This is a genomic window from Duganella sp. BJB1802 (genome assembly GCF_013369445.1).
Classification (GTDB): domain Bacteria; phylum Pseudomonadota; class Gammaproteobacteria; order Burkholderiales; family Burkholderiaceae_D; genus Rugamonas; species Rugamonas vulcania_A.
The window spans coordinates 45,041-59,969 of record NZ_JABWEF010000001.1; the positions used below are offsets into that span (position 1 = coordinate 45,041).

Below are 14,929 nucleotides of genomic sequence, written 5' to 3' on the forward strand. Positions count from 1 at the left end.
CGGGCAAGCAACCATCTTCTTAACCACACCAGGAATATCAAATGAAATCCACCATACTTGCATTCGCGTTAAGCGCGCTGTGCGCGTCGTCGGCCATGGCCAACACCTATGACGTCCAGCTGCACCAGTCCAAAACCAATCCGCACCAGTGGACCGGCAGCTTCAACCTGAGCCAGCCCACCCCGTGGGAAGGCCAATATTTCTCCGACACGTACAATTTCACGCCCGACCTGCCCGGCGCGCTGACGGTCAACGGCGGCGTGGTCAATTTCTTCGGCTTCGACGAGCAGAAGATCCGGTTCAGCCACGTGTTCCTGAATGAAACCGAGCTGGCGCTGAGCAACGGCGACGGCGAGAGCAAGGCGCGCCTGACCAATGTCGTGCTGAGCGGCCCGCTGAGCCTGCGCGTGACCGGCTGGACCGGGGACTCGGCCAGCTACTCGGGCAACTTCAACATCACCACCGCCGTGCCGGAACCGGCCACCTACGGCATGCTGATGGGCGGCCTGGCCCTGGTGGGCGTGGCTGCGCGCCGCCGCAAGGCGAAATAAGCTAAACGGTTTATACCGTTGATGCCGCCGGCGGGGCCCCGGGGTCCGGCCGGCGTTGGTTGTCAGGCGAACTTGCGCTCGCCGCGCTGCAGGAAGTGCTCGACCAGCGCGCGGTGCGTGGGCAGGTCGGCCACCGCCCGGTGCGACATCTGCTCGATCATCTGGAATTCCCGGCGCGCCTCGTCGAAGCGCGGCAGCGTGCGGGCGTTGGCGTATTGCGCGGTCGGGTACTCCATCCCGTACAGCACGTACTGCCAGCTGGACGGCGGATACATCTCCAGGTCCACCACGAAGTCCATGCGGTGCGGCGCGCGCTTGCGCCACATCGACAATTTGTCGCGCAGCGATTCCGGGATGCTGGCCGGGTCGGTGTTGTCGGTCCAGAAGGCGTTGTCGCGGCGCTGCGTCAGGCAGTAGTGCAGCTTGACGAAATCGACGATGCGCTCGTAGCGCGCCTTCATCATCTCGTTGTACACCCTGGCCACCGGCGCCAGGTCGCCGTCGTGCGGGAACAGGTAGCCGACCAGGTAGGCCGCCGTTTCGATCAGGCCGATGCCGGACGATTCCAGCGGCTCCAGGAAGCCGCCCGACAAGCCCACCGCCACGCAGTTCTTGACCCAGTGCTGCTCGCGGTAGCCGACGTTGAGCTTGAGCTGGCGCGGATCGAGGCCGTCGCTGGCCGGGCCGATGTACCGGCGCAGCACCTGCTCGGCGCGCGCGTCGTCGGTGTGGCGGCTGGAGTAGACGTAGCCGATGCCGCGCCGCTGCTGCAGGCCGATGTCCCAGGTCCATCCCGCCTCGTGCGCGGTGGCGATGGTGTACGACGGGATGGGCGCGTCGGACGTGGCGTACGGCACCTGCATCGCCAGCGCGCGGTCGACGAACAGCGTGTCCTGGATGTTGCGGAAGGGCGTGCCCAGCGCCTCGCCGATCAGCGCGGCGCGGAAGCCGGTGCAGTCGATGTACAGGTCGGCCGTCAGCGCGCCCGCCTCCGTGGTGTGCACCGCGCCGATCGCGCCTTGTTGGTCCAGCTCCACCCGCTCCACCGTGGCCAGCACATGGCGCACGCCCAGCGATCGCGCGTGGGTGCCGAGCAGGGCGGCGAACTTGCCGGCGTCGAAATGGTAGGCGTAGTTCAGCGGTCCCATGAAGTCGGCGTCGTTGAAGCGCTTCGGTCCGTGCGCCGCGTCGGCCACGCGCTTCTGCATGGTGGCGGCGGCCGCGAAGCCGGCACCCGGCGCGGCCGCGCCCTGCAGCCAGTAGGGCAGCAGCTCGGGGCCGCCGGGCCGCTGGCTGGGCAGGCTGAAGGGATGGAAGTAGTGGTCGTTGCCCGGCGCGCCCGGCGCGCGCACCCAGTCGGTGAACTTGATGCCCTGCTTGAAGGTGGCGCTGCATTCGCGGATGAAGCGCGCCTCGTCGATGCCGATCGCCGCCAGCGTGCCGCGGATCGACGGGAAGGTGCCTTCGCCGACGCCGATGATGCCGATCTCCTTCGACTCCACCAGTGTGATGCGTACGCTGTCCGGGTCGGCGCCGGCGCCCAGGGTGCGCGCCAGGAAGGCCGCCGTCAGCCAGCCGGCGGTGCCGCCGCCGACGATCAGGACATGTTTGATTGCTGTGGTTTTCATCGGTGCTCCGGTCTCCGTCGGTGGCGTGCGCGCTCCGGCGGCCGCGCCGCCGCATGCCGAAGAAACAACGCCGCTACAATTTTTAAATTGACATCCTGGATTTGAATTATGTACCATGAAATCGATTTCACAAATAAGGAAATCGATTTCAAGAGATTTGAAAACGTTTTCATACAACGGAATCAATCCACGATGATAATGTGGCGCGCCCCTTCCCGGCGATCGCTACGTAAAAGGAGACCTAAATGAACGTCCACGTACCGCAGTCCGGGAAGCGCTTGCCGTCCCCGATCCAATTGGCCATCGTCGCCCTGATCGCCGGCACCGGCGCCGGCGCCTATGCCGCCGACGCGCCGGTCGCCGAGCAGTCGGCCGCCGCCGACAAGACTTCCTCGACCATCACCGAGGTGTATGTCACCGCGACCAAGCGTTCCACCTCGCTGCAGAAAACCCCGGTGGCCGTCACCGCGCTGAACGCCGCGGTGCTGGACGATAACCATGTCCAGACCCTGCAGGACGTGGTCAACCTGGTGCCCAGCTTCGCCGCCACCGGCCAGGGCGACCATGGCGTGATCACCATGACCCTGCGCGGCATCGGCAACGACAGCGCCAAGACCGAATACGCCGATCCCGAGGTGGCCAGCTTCGTCGACGGCATCTACTCGCCGCGTCCGGAAGGCGCGACCGCGCTGCTGTTCGACCTGGAGGCGATCGAAGTGCTGCGCGGCCCGCAAGGCACGCTGTGGGGCCGCAACTCGAGCGTGGGCGCGGTCAACATGCAGACCGTGAAGCCCGAGATCGGCAGCAGCGCCGGCAACTTCGAGGCCGGCTACGGCAACTACGCCCGCCTGGGCGCGCGCGGCGCGGTCAACATCCCGATCAACGACACCATGGCGATGCGCGTGGCGGTGGTGCACGAGCAGCACAACGGCTACGTCAGCTACCAGACCGCGCCCAACCTGTCGCTGGCGGCGCAGCACGCGGCGGCCGATCCGGTCATCGCCGCCTGGAACGCCAAGAATCCGGGCAACCCGATCGCCTTCCAGCCGATCAACACCAACCTGTACGTCAACAACGCCCAGAAGTACAGCGCGCAGGACCAGAGCGCGGCGCGCCTGAGCTTCCTGTGGCAGCCGACGCCGGGCCTGAAGTGGAACATCGCGTACGAGCACTATATGGACCGCGGCACGCCGAGCATGAACCTGATGCAGAACCCGCGCGCGGGCCAGGACTTCTGGTCGGCGCTGATCGACACCGCGCCTAGCGTGAACCGCGATTCGCACTCGGTGCGCAGCCGGGTCGACTACCAGATCAATCCGGACATCAGCCTGGCCTACATCGCCGGCTACTCGCGCTTCAACGGTTCCTCGACCTTCGACCAGGACGGCGGCGCCACGCTGCCGACCAGCTTCACCAGCGGCGGCAGCTACCAGGCCAACAACACCGTCTGGTCCAAGTACAAGAACTACAGCCACGAACTGGAGATCCAGTCGACCGGCAAGCGCGATGTGGACTGGCTGCTTGGCCTGTACTACGCCAACGAGGACAACGGCATCCGCTTCGACATCCCGATCATGAACGGCACCCAGCAGGGCACCGTGGGCTGGCAGGGTTCCTTCATCCAGCCGAAGGAGACCGTGGATTCGAAGGCCGTCTTCGGCCAGGCCACCTGGAACGCCAACGACGCGCTGCACCTGACCGGCGGCCTGCGCTACACCTCGGACGAGCGCAAGAACATCGGCGGCACCAACAACGGCTGGAGCGATTTGACCGCGCCGCAGATTCCGGTGAGCCCATCGATGAATCCCCTGGGTGGCGGCACCGGCTTCTCGACCTATCAGCACAACGACGGCGTGTTCAACGACCACAAGCTGACCGGCCTGGTGCGCGTGAGCTACGAGATCGACAAGAACAACATGGTCTACGCCAGCGTGTCGACCGGCTACAAGTCGGGCGGCCTGCAGGACGGCGGCGTGCCATACGGCTCCGAGACCCTGACCAACTACGAGATCGGCTCGAAGAGCACCTTCCTCGGCGGCACGGTACGGATGAACAACTCGGCCTACTACGAGAAGTTCAAGGGCTTCCAGTTCAGCGCACCGGTCACCAACCCGGACGGCACGCGCGGCCTGGCCACCAGCAATGCGGAAGGCGCGAAGGTCTGGGGCCTGGAGACGGAGATCGCGGCCAAGATCACGCGTGACGACCGCGTGCAGTTCACGGCGGCGTACACCAACGCCACGCTCAAGCACCTGGTCGGCGGCAGCAACGATTACGTGCTGCCGGCGTGCACGGTGCCTGGCATCAGCACCTGCCTGGACGTGACCGGCAACACCATGCCGCACTCGCCGAAGTTCAGCGCGCAGATGATGTACCAGCACAGCTTCGCGCTGGCCAACGGCAGGCTGGTCCCGCGCATCAGCGCGCACTACGAGACGGCCAGCTGGCTGAGCGTGTTCAATCTGGGTGAGCCGGACAAGCAGAAGGCCTACACCCGCACCGACCTTGGCCTGCGCTTCGACGCCGACTCGAAGTGGTACTTCGACGCCTACATCCGCAACGCGGAAGACGCGAAGATCAAGACCAGCGCGATGAACGCCAACGGCCCGTGGCAAGCGCAATACCTGCCGCCGCGCACCTTCGGCATCAACGTCGGCAAGTCGTTCTAAGCAAAGAGTTTTTCATGTAGTCCCAGTGTTGTAGTGCTCTTCTGCCCCTCGTCCTGTAAAGGCCGAGGGGTTTTTTTTCTGGTTGAATTGATCAAAATGCGGGCAAGGAGTCTGGCACAGACTATGATGAATATGATAGCCGGCGGGAGGATGGAATCATGTCTGACATCAAGGTCGAGATTGACGATGAGTTGCTGCAGAAGGCACGCGCCTATGTGGGGCCGCTGGATGCCAACGCGCTGGTTCAGATGGCTGTTACCACTCTGATTCAATTAAAGGCGGGTGAATGGCTGGCGGCGCAAGGCGGAACTCAGCCGGAGTTGGCCGACATTCCTCGTTGCCGCTGGGGCGCTGAATGATATTGGCCGATACTTCGGTCTGGATCAATCATTTCCGCCGATCTGACCAGCAACTCATGCTGCTACTGAAACGGAATCAGTTGCTGGTGCATCCGTTCGTTATTGGCGAGCTTGCCATGGGTAATCTGGCAGATAGGAATCGTTTTCTAAAGACGCTGCGCGATCTGCCTCAGTCGATAGTGATTTCGAACGACGAGGTAATTTTATTCGTTGGCCTGCATGCGTTGTATGGAACCGGCCTCAGCCTCATCGATGCCCATTTGCTCGCGGTGGCAGGTTCTCTTCCCGGAATAAAACTATGGACGTGTGATCGCCGGCTTCGCGCGGCGAGCACACGTCTGGGGGTATGCGCCTAGTCCTTGTTGTGGAACGGCGCGTACCAGGTGACGATGAACGACGGGATCGTCGCGGCCATCACCAGCCAGAAGTAGTGCACATAGCCCAGCGCCTGCTGCAGGTGGCCGCTGACGACGCCCGTCACCATCATGCACAATCCCATCAGCCCCGTGCCGAACGCGTAGTGCGTGGTGGTGTACTTGCCCGGCGCCAGCTGCTGCATCAGGTAGATCATGAAGCCCACCGAACCGAAACCGAAGAAGAACTTCTCGATCGCCACGCCGGCGCTGATCACCAGCAGGTCGTGCGGCTGGTAGATGCTCATCAAAAGGAAGGTGACGTTGGGGATGTTGACCGCGCAGCACAGCAGGAACAAGGTCGCCGGCAGCCCGCGCCGCGCGACGAAGATCCCGCCCAGCAGGGAGCCAAGCAGCACCGCGATCAGGCCGTAGGTGCCGTAGATCAGTCCCAGCATCTCGTTCGACAATCCCAGCCCGCCCTGCGTCACCGGATCGACCATGAAGAATGGCCCGATCTTTTCCAGCAGCCCGATACTGAGCCGGAACAGGAACGCGAACAGCACCATCAACCACACGTCGCGCTTCTGGAAGAAGGTGACGAAGGAATCCTTGAGGATGAAGGCCGCATCGGCAACCGACGCCGGCGCGTTCTCCGCCTTGGCGCCGTCCGGCATCACGCGCATGTGCCACAGCGCGGCGACGATGGTGATGGCCGCGACGATGAAGAAGATGATGCGCCACGAATCGATCCACTCCGGCCCGAACGCGCCGGCCTGGTGGTGGAAGTAGTGCGTGTGCAGCCAGCCGCTCAGGTACACCATGCCGCCCGAGGCGACGATGGGGCCGACGTTCCAGCTCAGGCTCTGGATGCCGCAGAACAGCGACTGCGTCTTGGCGTCCAGCGAGGTGACGTACACGCCGTCGGAGGCGATGTCCTGCGTGGCGCCGACCAGCGACAGCACGCCGAACATGAACACCATCACCACCATGTAGTCCGGCAGCGACATCGCCAGCGCCACGCCGGCGAAACCGAGGCCGATGATCAGTTGCGCGCACAGCACGAAGAACTTCTTGGTGCGGTACATTTCAACGAAGGGCGCGAACAGCGGCTTGATGGTGTAGGCGAGGATCAGGTAGCTGGCGTATTGCGCTGCCTGGCCGTTGTCCATGCCCAGGTTCTTGAACATGATGGAGGTGACGCTGGTGAGCATCATGTAGGTCAGCGCCATGGCGAAATAGCCGCTGGGGACCCACAGCATCGGCGTGCCGCGCGCGAACATGGCGCGCAGCAGCGATGGCGGTTGGCTGCCGGCGGCGGGGACCGGCGTCTCTTGTGGCGCGGCGGATGGTGCGGTTTGCATGGTGTCGTCCTCGTTGTTCTCGTTGGAGTGTAAAGCATCAGGCTCTGTGGCCTGTAGAAAGGAAAACGCCGGCATCTGCGCCGGCGGGATTAAAACGTTTGCTGTCAGGCCGCGTGCGCGGTGCGTTGCGGCCTTTGCTTGAGCAGGTATTCGCGATACCAGTGCGCGCTGTGCTTCAGGGTGCGCTTCTGCGTCGCGTAGTCCACGTGGACGATGCCGAAGCGCTTGGCGTAGCCGGAGTTCCACTCGAAGTTGTCGAGCAGGCTCCAAAGGAAGTAGCCCTGGATGTCCACGCCCTGCAGGCGCGCGTCGTTTAGCGCCTTCAGGTGGCGCTGCACGAAATCGATGCGCGCCTCGTCCGGGATCTCGCCGTCGACGATCACGTCCGGATTGGCCATGCCATTCTCGGTGATGTAGATCGGCGGCAGCTCGTATTCCGCCTTCAGTTTCAGCAGCAGCTCGGTCAGGCCGTCGGGGAAGATCTCCCAGCCCATGTCGGTGGTGCCCAGCTTCGCCTCCGGCTGGCGCGGCGGGGTCTCGGCCGAGCAGTAGGCGCGGAAGTAGTAGTTCACGCCGAGGAAGTCGATCTTGTGCTGGATGTCCTTGAAGTCGTTTTCATGGATCGCCGGCGCGTTGTCGCCGTGGCCCTTCAACGCCAGTTCCGGGTACGTGCCCTTGAAGATGGGGTCCATGAACCACTGCACCGAGCGCGCGTATTCGAATTCCGCCATCGCCTTGTCGGCCGCGCTGTCGGTGGCCGGGTCGGCGGTCCACTGATTGAGCACGATGCCCAGCTTGGCCGGGCTGCCGACCGCGCGCATCGCCTGCATCGCCAGCCCGTGCGACAACAGCAGGTGGTGCGATACCTGGATCGATTGCTTCAGGTCCGCCACGCCCGGCGCGAACTGCGCGTTGCCGTAGCCAAGGTTGGCCGTGCACCACGGCTCGTTGTGCGTTGCAATCGTTTTCAAACGCGAGCCAAAACGGCGCGCCACTTCGGCGGCATAGTCGGCGAAGCGATGGGCGGTGTCGCGATTGAGCCAGCCGCCGTCGTCCTGCAGGCCTTGCGGCAGGTCCCAGTGGTAGAGGGTGGCGTGGGCGTCGATGCCCTTGGCTTCCAGCTCCGACAGCAGGCGGTCGTAGAAGGCGAAGCCGGCTTCGTTCCAGGCGCCTTTGCCGGTGGGCTGCACGCGCGACCAGGCGATCGAGAAGCGGTAGGCGTCCACGCCCAGGCCGGACATGATGGCCACGTCTTCCGGGTAGCGGTGGTAGTGGTCGCAGGCGACGTCGCCGTTGCTGCCGTCGATGACTTTGCCGGGCGTGTGGCTGAAGGTGTCCCAGATCGACGGGCCTTTGCCGTCGTCGGCCGCGCCGCCTTCAATCTGGAAGGCGCTGGTGGCGACGCCCCAGGTAAACGAGGGCGGAAATTGCGTGAAATCGGTCATGTGAGGTCGTTTTGAGGTTTAACGGGTGTGGAATAGGGGCATTTTGACGTTTGAAAACGATTTCACGCCGCTTCCCTTGATTAGACCTCAACTCAAACGGAGTGTCAATCATTAGCTGAAGCGGAGGGGTGGTAAGGGGCGGCTGATATAATGCTGCCTCATTGTTCATCGACTCACTTCATCCCATGTCTTCCGATACCCCTAAAGACGGCCCAGCGCGGCCGATGCTCTACGACCCGACCGAACACCGCATCCGCAGCTTCGTCACGCGCGCTGGCCGCCTGTCGACCGCGCAGGCGCGCGCGCTGGAGGAACTGAGCCCGAAGTACATGATCGAATACGCCAAGGCGCCGCTCGACTATGAGCAGGCCTTCGGCCGCAAGGCGCCGGTGGTGCTGGAGATCGGCTTCGGCATGGGCGGCACCACCGCGCACATCGCCGGTGTGATGCCGGAGAAGGACTTCATCGGCGTGGAAGTGCACACGCCCGGCGTGGGCAGCCTGCTCAAGCTGATCGAGGAACAGGGCCTGACCAACCTGAAGGCGATCCAGCACGACGCGGTCGAGGTGCTGAACCAGATGATCCCGGATGGCTCGCTGCACGGCGTGCATATCTACTTCCCGGATCCATGGCACAAGGCGCGCCACAACAAGCGCCGCCTGATTCAATCGCCGTTCGTCAAGCTGCTGGTGCAGAAGCTAGAAGTGGGCGGCTATCTGCATTGCGCCACCGACTGGGAAGACTACGCGGTGCAGATGCTGGAAGTGCTGGGCGCGGAAGAGGGCCTGCGGAACACCGCCGACGGCTATGCGCCGCAGCCGGCCTATCGTCCGCTGACCAAGTTCGAGAACCGCGGCCTGAAGCTGGGCCACGGCGTGTGGGATCTGGTCTTCACCAAAAAATAGTTATTTGCGCAGCCGGACGATGGCCGCGTTCAAGCGTTTGAACGTCTCGTCCGGCACCGACCTGCCGCACCACAGGCGGCGCTCGTAGCCTTTGTACAGGTCGGAGAAGTAGATGCGCTTGTAGTGCGAGGCCGGGTAGCCCGAGGCCTTGACCGCTTCCTCCAATTCCTCCTCCGTGATGAAGAAGTAATCGATGCTGTGCCGGCGCAGCATGTCCAGCAGCTGCTGGGTGTCGGCCGCGCTGGGGATGGTCGGCGTCTTGTAGCGCAGCAGTCCTCGGTCGATCGTCACGCCGTAGGACACGCCTTTATTCACCACCACGCGCAGCTGCTTGTCGGTCAGCGTGTCCTTCAGCGGCTCCTCGTCATGCATGGCGGGGTTGCCGCTCCAGGTCAGCGCGAACGGGCGTTTGTCCTCGTACACCACTTCCGAGAATTTGCCGATGCGTTCGCGCTCCGGCGTCTGCAACCAGCCCAGCATGCAGGCGGGTTCCTGCCCGGCGTCCTGCATCAGCACCAACTGCTGCTTGGCCGGCGTCTGGCGCACGACAAATGGGATGCCGGCCGCGGTGAGCGCGGCGATGGCGGGTGTTGCCGCGTGACCGGTCAGCACGCCGCGCGTGTCGGCGTATTGCAGCGGCGGGCTTTGCGCGTAATGGAGCACCAGAGGCTGCGCGGACGCGGTGCCTGCCGCCAGCAGCAAGGACAGTGCGAGCGCCTTCATCACTTCTCCAACTGCTCCATGTCCAGCACCACCACGTAGGCCAGGCGGCCGTTCTGCCACACGCCGCCGCCGCGCACCTGCGCGTCGCAGGTCGTGGTGCGGCCTTCGATCTCCTCGTGCTTCAGCAGCGCGCGGAAGGCCACCGACGCCTTGGGCGACAGGTAGCCCGTCATGCGGCCGTCGAGGAAGACCGCGACGGCGGCGCTTTCATATGGGTTGACGTCGTCCGGCACCAGCGTGGCCAGGTAGGGCGCGGCCGCGTTGCTGTCGCCATGATCGCCGGCCAACGCCTTGAGCGTGGCCTGGTAGCGCGATTCGTTCACCACCTCGACCAGGAAGCGGCCGTCGTCGGACCAATGCAGCGCCGGTGCGCCCTCGGGCAGCCTGGGCTCGTAGGGCGTGGCGGGGCGCGCCGGCAGCGGCATCGGTTTGGCCGGATTGGTCTTGATGATCGCGTAGACCACCAGGCCGGTGACGGCGATGATCAGCAGGGAGATGGCGAGTTCCATGGCGGGCTTGTTTATCTAAAGGCCGACATCTTAACGCATGCCCTTGGCCTGATACACAATTTTGCCGCCCACCATAGTCTGCAGCACCTTGATGTTGGCGATATCCTCGGCCGGGATGGTGAAGAAGTTCCGGTCCAATACGATCATGTCGGCCAGCTTGCCCGGCTCCAGCGATCCGGTCAGCGCCTCCTGGCGCAGCGTGTAGGCGGCGTTGAGCGTGATCGCGCGCAGCACGGCGGCGCGCGGCATGCCGGGTTGCGTGCCCAGCGTGCCGGCGTATTCCTTGCCGGCGTTGGGCGCGGCGGTGCGGGTCACGCCGACCTTCAGCGCGAACCATTCGTCCAGTGGATCGACGGGCCAGTCGCTGCCGAAGGCGATGCGCGCGCCGGCGTCGAGCAGCGGCGCCTGCGGCTCGACGAGGGCGTAGCGCTGTGGGCCCATGTAGTCCTTCAGCGCACCCACGGTGTCCGGCGCCGGCTTCGCCCACTGGAAGGACAGCACCGGCGTCACATCCAGTTTGGCGAAGCGCGGGTAGTCGGCAGGAGCGACGATTTCGTCGTGCGCCAGCGCGGGACGCACGTCCTTGCCGGCCGCTGTGGAGCGCAGGTATTCGATGGCGTCCAGCGATTCGCGCACCGCGCGGTCGCCGTCGACGTGGATGTGCGGATCGATGTGGGCATTGGCCAGTTCGGCCAGCGTGGCCTTCAACGCGTCGGGCGCGAAGTAGCTGGCCGGGCCGGTGCTGGGGCCGGGCTGCCAGTCCGGCTTGTCCGCCGTGCCCTTGTTGACCAGGTAGGGCTCCAGCATGGCGCCGGTGAAGGCCGGCGCCGAGATCACGCCGTCCATGAACAGCTTGGCGTGGCGCACCTGCATCGACGGCGCCGCCGTCGTCGGGCCCTGGTCGAACTGCTTCTGCTGCTTGAGCAGATCGGCCACCGCGCTTTGCGGCGTGGCGCCTTTATCCAGATCGATCAGCACCGCGAAGTGCGCGCGCGCTGTCAGCTTGCCCTGCTTGTGCAGGTCGGCGAAGGCGGTCATGGTTTCGGGATCGGTGTAGGCGTCGAGGAAGCTGGTGATGCCCTGCTTGCGCATCGCCGCCAGCGCCGCCTTGGACGCGGCCAGGTTCTCGGCCACCGTCAGCGGCGGCAGCAGGTTCATCGCCATGTCCTGCGCGGCGTCCTCCAGCAGGCCGGTGGCGTCGCCCTTGGCGTCGCGGGTGATCTTGCCGCCGGCGGGATCGGGCGTGTCGCGCTTGATGCCGGCCAGCTGCACGGCCTTGGAGTTCAACAGCGCCGAGTGGCCGAAGGAGGAGCGCACGATGACGGGGCGTTCGGTCTTCAGCGCGTCGAGCGTGGCGGCGGTGGTCTCTACGCCGTCGGGCAGCATCCCTTGCTGGAACCAGTTCACCACCACCAGCCAGCGCTTGGCGTCGGACTTCTTGTCCTTGTCCAGGCAGGCCTGGATGCGCGACTGGAACTGGGCCACCGTCAGCGCCTCGTAATCGAGGCTGCAGTTGAGCAGGCGGCTGCCGCCCGATTGCGGATGCATATGGCCGTCGATCAGGCCGGGCATCAGCATGCGGCCGTGCAGGTCGATGACCTTGGTTTTACTGCCGGTGAGCGGCTTGGCGCCGGCGTTGTCGCCCACGTAGACGATGCGGCCGGCGCGCACGGCCAGCGCCTGCCGCACGCTGTCTTTTGCGTCGACGGTGTAGACGTAGCCGTTGCGGTAGATGGTGTCGGCCGGCGCTTCGGCGCCCTGCGCGGATGCCGCCAATGTCAGCGCCACTGCGGCGACGTATCTGTTCATGCGTTCCCCTGTTTTATGCGGCTCCCATCACTTTGGCGCGCGGCGCCAGCGGCAGGAACGCCAGCAGGTTCCCCGCCAGGACCAGCGCCAGCCCGGCCAGGGCCGTCGGCGTCCAATGGTAGCCTTCGTAGATCGTTGAAATGGTCAGTGCCACGATGGGGAATAATACCGTGGAATAGGCCGCGCGGTCCGGCCCGATGCGGCCGACCAGCAACAGGTAGGCGGTGAAGCCGATCACCGAGCCGGGGATCGCCAGGTACAGCAGGGCGCCGACATAGCGCGCGCTGGGGGCCAGCGCGAACGGCATGCCCAGCGCCAGCGCCGCCACGCCCAGCGTGGTGGAGCCGATCAGCATGGCCCAGGTGTTGGTCAGCCACGGCGTCAGGCCCAGCGACTGCATGCGGCTCGACAGCAGGTTCCCGCAGGAGAAGCACAGCGTGCCGCCCAGCGTCAGCGCGAGGCCCATCATCACCTTGCTGTCGTTCCAGTGGCCGGCCATCTGCGGCGAAAACAGCAGCACGATGCCGGTCAGGCCGAGCAGGGCGCCCGTCATCACCTGCCGGCGTATCGGCCGGCCGAGGAAGATGCGGCCGTTGATGGCGTTCCAGATCGGCGCGGTGGAGAACACCACCGCTTCCAGGCCGCTGGTGATCCACTGGCTGGCGTAGTAGAAGCACAGGAAGTTCAGGCAAAACAGCGCCAGGCCCTGGGCGAACAGGTAGCGCCACGCCTGGCGCGGCGGCCACCACGGCTTGCGGGTGACCAGCAAAAATCCCATCAGCACGGCGGCGGCCAGCCAGAAGCGGTAGGCGATCGACACCGGCGCCGGCACCACGCCGATCTGGAAGGTGATGGCGATCCAGGTCGTACCCCAGATCAGGACAGTGAGCAGGTAGAGGAAGATATTCATGCCGCCAGCATGCCGCGCGCGCGGCGCGGGCGCTTGTCTGGAATTGCGCAAATCGGCGGGCCGCCGGCGGAGAGGGCGTGCTCCATGCTAGACTTTATGCATGTCAGCCAACCCGCCCAACGCCGCCGCCGATGCCAACGGCGGCTTCCCCGTGCACGCTCGCGGCAGCGCCGGCGCCACGGCCGCGCCCCTGGTCCGGCCGCCGGACGGGCTGATTTCGCACGCCGTGTTCCGTACCATGTCCGAAACCGATGCGGTGCTGGAGCGCTTCGCGTGGCTGGGCGACGAGCTGGCGGTGGCGATCTGGCGCCGCGACACCGAGGTCGCCGAGACCAGCTACAGCAAGCCTGGCCACCACACGCTGTCCTACTACATGGGCGGCGGCTACCGCACGGAGCGCGACGAGCTGCCCGGCCTGTACGGCGCGCCGGAGCGTCTGTGCACGCTGCCGGACTGGCACGAGTCCAGCTGGACGGTGCGCGGGCCGCTGCGCTTCCTGCATGTCTACTTCCTGCCCGAGCATTTCACGCGCCGCGCCGTGGTGGAGCTGGATCGCGAACCGCGCGAGATCACGCTGGCCGACCGCACCTACTTCGAGGATGAACGCATCGGCCGCCTGTGCGCGGGGCTGGCGAACATGTCGTGGGAAGGCGCGGACGGCCAGCTGCGCGCCAACGAGACGGCGCACGAGACCCTGAGCCACCTGCTGCTGTCGCAATCGATGCCGCAGCACCAGCAGCGCGTGCGCGGCGGCCTGGCGCCGGTGGTGCGGCGCCGGCTGGCCGACTACATCGAGGCGAATCTGGCGCGGAACATCTCGCTGGGCATGCTGGCGCAGCTGGCGTGCATGTCGGAGTACCACCTGGCGCGCATGTTCAGGATCTCGTTCGGCATGCCGCCGTCGGCGTGGATCGCCGCGCGCCGCGTGGAACATGCGCGCCGGCTGCTGAAGACCACCGATCAGCCCTTGCAGCAGATCGCCGACGCCTGCGGCTACGCGGACCTGAGCCACTTCAGCCACCGTTTCCGCGACGCGGTCGGCGCGCCGCCCAGCCGTTATCGCGTCATCGTTACGGCCTAGGCTGTTCGAACGAGAAACCGGGCGCGTACAGATGGTAGCCGTCGAAGTCCTGCTTGCCGATGTCCGCCCCCTGGCCGCGCGCGATCGCGTAGGCCATGCTGAAGTGGAAGTAGAAGTTGGGCAGGATGTACAGGTTCAGATATTCGTCCGCCGGCAGCTCGATGTCGGCGAAGCCCGCGCGGTCGCGGCACTGGCGGTCGGCCGGGCCTTCGAACCGCCGCGGCGGAATCGCGGCGATGTAGGCCATGGTCTCCTCGACCTGCCTGGCCAGCGCCGCGAAGGACGGCTCCGCGCCATCGAAGCTGACCGGCGGCAGGCCGGCCAACGGGCAGCAGCCGCGCAGCGCGAAGTTGCAGGTGGCCCGCACCTGCGAGGCGAACGGCAGCATCCCGGCGTGCAGCCGGGCGCCGAGGATTTCCGGCCGGCCCTTCACTTTCTCGATGATGCCAGCCAGCTGGCCGAGATAGCGTATAAAAATAGTTGATGCGTGCATGGCGTGTCCTGGATGGGGGCGGAAAAGATGCCGCCGAGTTTAACTCAGCTGTTCAATCATCCCCGCGCGTGGCCCGAGCACAATGGAAATGCGCGTCGATATTGATTTCGCTTATACGTCGCGGCGTCCG

The 14,929-nt window shown here is 65.3% G+C and carries 14 protein-coding genes; 6 read left to right on the top strand and 8 right to left on the bottom strand.

Translation table 11 applies throughout. The features are described 5' to 3' along the window. The first annotated feature begins 41 nt into the window (after positions 1 to 41). Entirely contained in the window at positions 42 to 551 is a 510-nt protein-coding gene (locus HUX88_RS00235; protein ID WP_199538780.1) for an FxDxF family PEP-CTERM protein, read from the top strand. A 62-nt stretch (positions 552 to 613) separates the two neighbouring features. On the opposite strand, the gene HUX88_RS00240 is transcribed toward HUX88_RS00235, so the two are convergent. Further along, positions 614 to 2,179 (bottom strand): tryptophan halogenase family protein, encoded by a 1,566-nt coding sequence (locus HUX88_RS00240; protein ID WP_176360431.1) that lies wholly within the window; start codon positions 2,177 to 2,179, stop codon positions 614 to 616. A gap of 245 nt (positions 2,180 to 2,424) precedes the next feature. Between HUX88_RS00240 and HUX88_RS00245 the strand changes: the two genes are divergently transcribed. The 3 genes from HUX88_RS00245 (at position 2,425) to HUX88_RS00255 (ending at position 5,563) form a co-directional block, all read left to right on the top strand. Next, positions 2,425 to 4,848 (top strand): TonB-dependent receptor, encoded by a 2,424-nt coding sequence (locus tag HUX88_RS00245; RefSeq protein ID WP_176360432.1) that lies wholly within the window; start codon positions 2,425 to 2,427, stop codon positions 4,846 to 4,848. Positions 4,849 to 5,006: 158 nt separating this feature from the next. Continuing rightward, complete coding sequence (locus HUX88_RS00250) at positions 5,007 to 5,207, top strand: type II toxin-antitoxin system VapB family antitoxin (RefSeq protein ID WP_176360433.1); 201 nt, start codon at positions 5,007 to 5,009, stop codon at positions 5,205 to 5,207. Further along, positions 5,204 to 5,563 (top strand): type II toxin-antitoxin system VapC family toxin, encoded by a 360-nt coding sequence (locus tag HUX88_RS00255; protein WP_176360434.1) that lies wholly within the window; start codon positions 5,204 to 5,206, stop codon positions 5,561 to 5,563. The genes HUX88_RS00250 and HUX88_RS00255 overlap by 4 nt, the downstream gene beginning before the upstream one ends. Here the strand turns inward: HUX88_RS00255 and HUX88_RS00260 are convergent. Together HUX88_RS00260 and HUX88_RS00265 are read right to left on the bottom strand one after the other, a co-directional pair. Next, on the bottom strand, positions 5,560 to 6,924 hold the full coding sequence (locus HUX88_RS00260; protein ID WP_217916180.1) for an MFS transporter: 1,365 nt from the start codon (positions 6,922 to 6,924) through the stop codon (positions 5,560 to 5,562). The two genes, HUX88_RS00255 and HUX88_RS00260, sit on opposite strands and share 4 nt — an antisense overlap. Before the next feature lie 104 nt (positions 6,925 to 7,028). Further along, on the bottom strand, positions 7,029 to 8,369 hold the full coding sequence (locus HUX88_RS00265; RefSeq protein ID WP_176360435.1) for a GH1 family beta-glucosidase: 1,341 nt from the start codon (positions 8,367 to 8,369) through the stop codon (positions 7,029 to 7,031). Between the two features lie 224 nt (positions 8,370 to 8,593). On the opposite strand from HUX88_RS00265, the gene trmB reads away from it, so the two are divergent. Continuing rightward, on the top strand, positions 8,594 to 9,274 hold the full coding sequence (trmB, locus tag HUX88_RS00270; protein ID WP_176360773.1) for a tRNA (guanosine(46)-N7)-methyltransferase TrmB: 681 nt from the start codon (positions 8,594 to 8,596) through the stop codon (positions 9,272 to 9,274). Here trmB and HUX88_RS00275 read toward each other — a convergent pair whose 3' ends face one another. From HUX88_RS00275 to HUX88_RS00290, 4 genes are read right to left on the bottom strand one after another with little or no spacing between them, the layout of a single operon-like run. Continuing rightward, positions 9,275 to 9,997, bottom strand: coding sequence for a transporter substrate-binding domain-containing protein (locus HUX88_RS00275; protein ID WP_176360436.1), 723 nt, complete (start codon positions 9,995 to 9,997; stop codon positions 9,275 to 9,277). Beyond that, positions 9,997 to 10,506, bottom strand: coding sequence for a hypothetical protein (locus tag HUX88_RS00280; RefSeq protein ID WP_117014088.1), 510 nt, complete (start codon positions 10,504 to 10,506; stop codon positions 9,997 to 9,999). The genes HUX88_RS00275 and HUX88_RS00280 overlap by 1 nt, the downstream gene beginning before the upstream one ends. Before the next feature lie 30 nt (positions 10,507 to 10,536). Further along, complete coding sequence (locus HUX88_RS00285) at positions 10,537 to 12,315, bottom strand: amidohydrolase (protein WP_176360437.1); 1,779 nt, start codon at positions 12,313 to 12,315, stop codon at positions 10,537 to 10,539. Between the two features lie 13 nt (positions 12,316 to 12,328). Next, on the bottom strand, positions 12,329 to 13,225 hold the full coding sequence (locus tag HUX88_RS00290; protein ID WP_176360438.1) for a DMT family transporter: 897 nt from the start codon (positions 13,223 to 13,225) through the stop codon (positions 12,329 to 12,331). Between the two features lie 100 nt (positions 13,226 to 13,325). Here HUX88_RS00290 and HUX88_RS00295 point away from each other — a divergent pair, with 100 nt between their 5' ends. Next, positions 13,326 to 14,306 carry an AraC family transcriptional regulator gene (locus HUX88_RS00295; protein ID WP_229219135.1) on the top strand — a complete coding sequence of 327 codons (981 nt, stop codon included), beginning with the start codon at positions 13,326 to 13,328 and terminating at the stop codon, positions 14,304 to 14,306. Here the strand turns inward: HUX88_RS00295 and HUX88_RS00300 are convergent. Then, the gene (locus HUX88_RS00300) at positions 14,296 to 14,799 is read right to left on the bottom strand and encodes a DUF1993 domain-containing protein (RefSeq protein ID WP_176360439.1); all 504 of its coding nucleotides are present in this window, start codon (positions 14,797 to 14,799) and stop codon (positions 14,296 to 14,298) included. The genes HUX88_RS00295 and HUX88_RS00300 overlap by 11 nt on opposite strands. Positions 14,800 to 14,929: the final 130 nt, after the last annotated feature.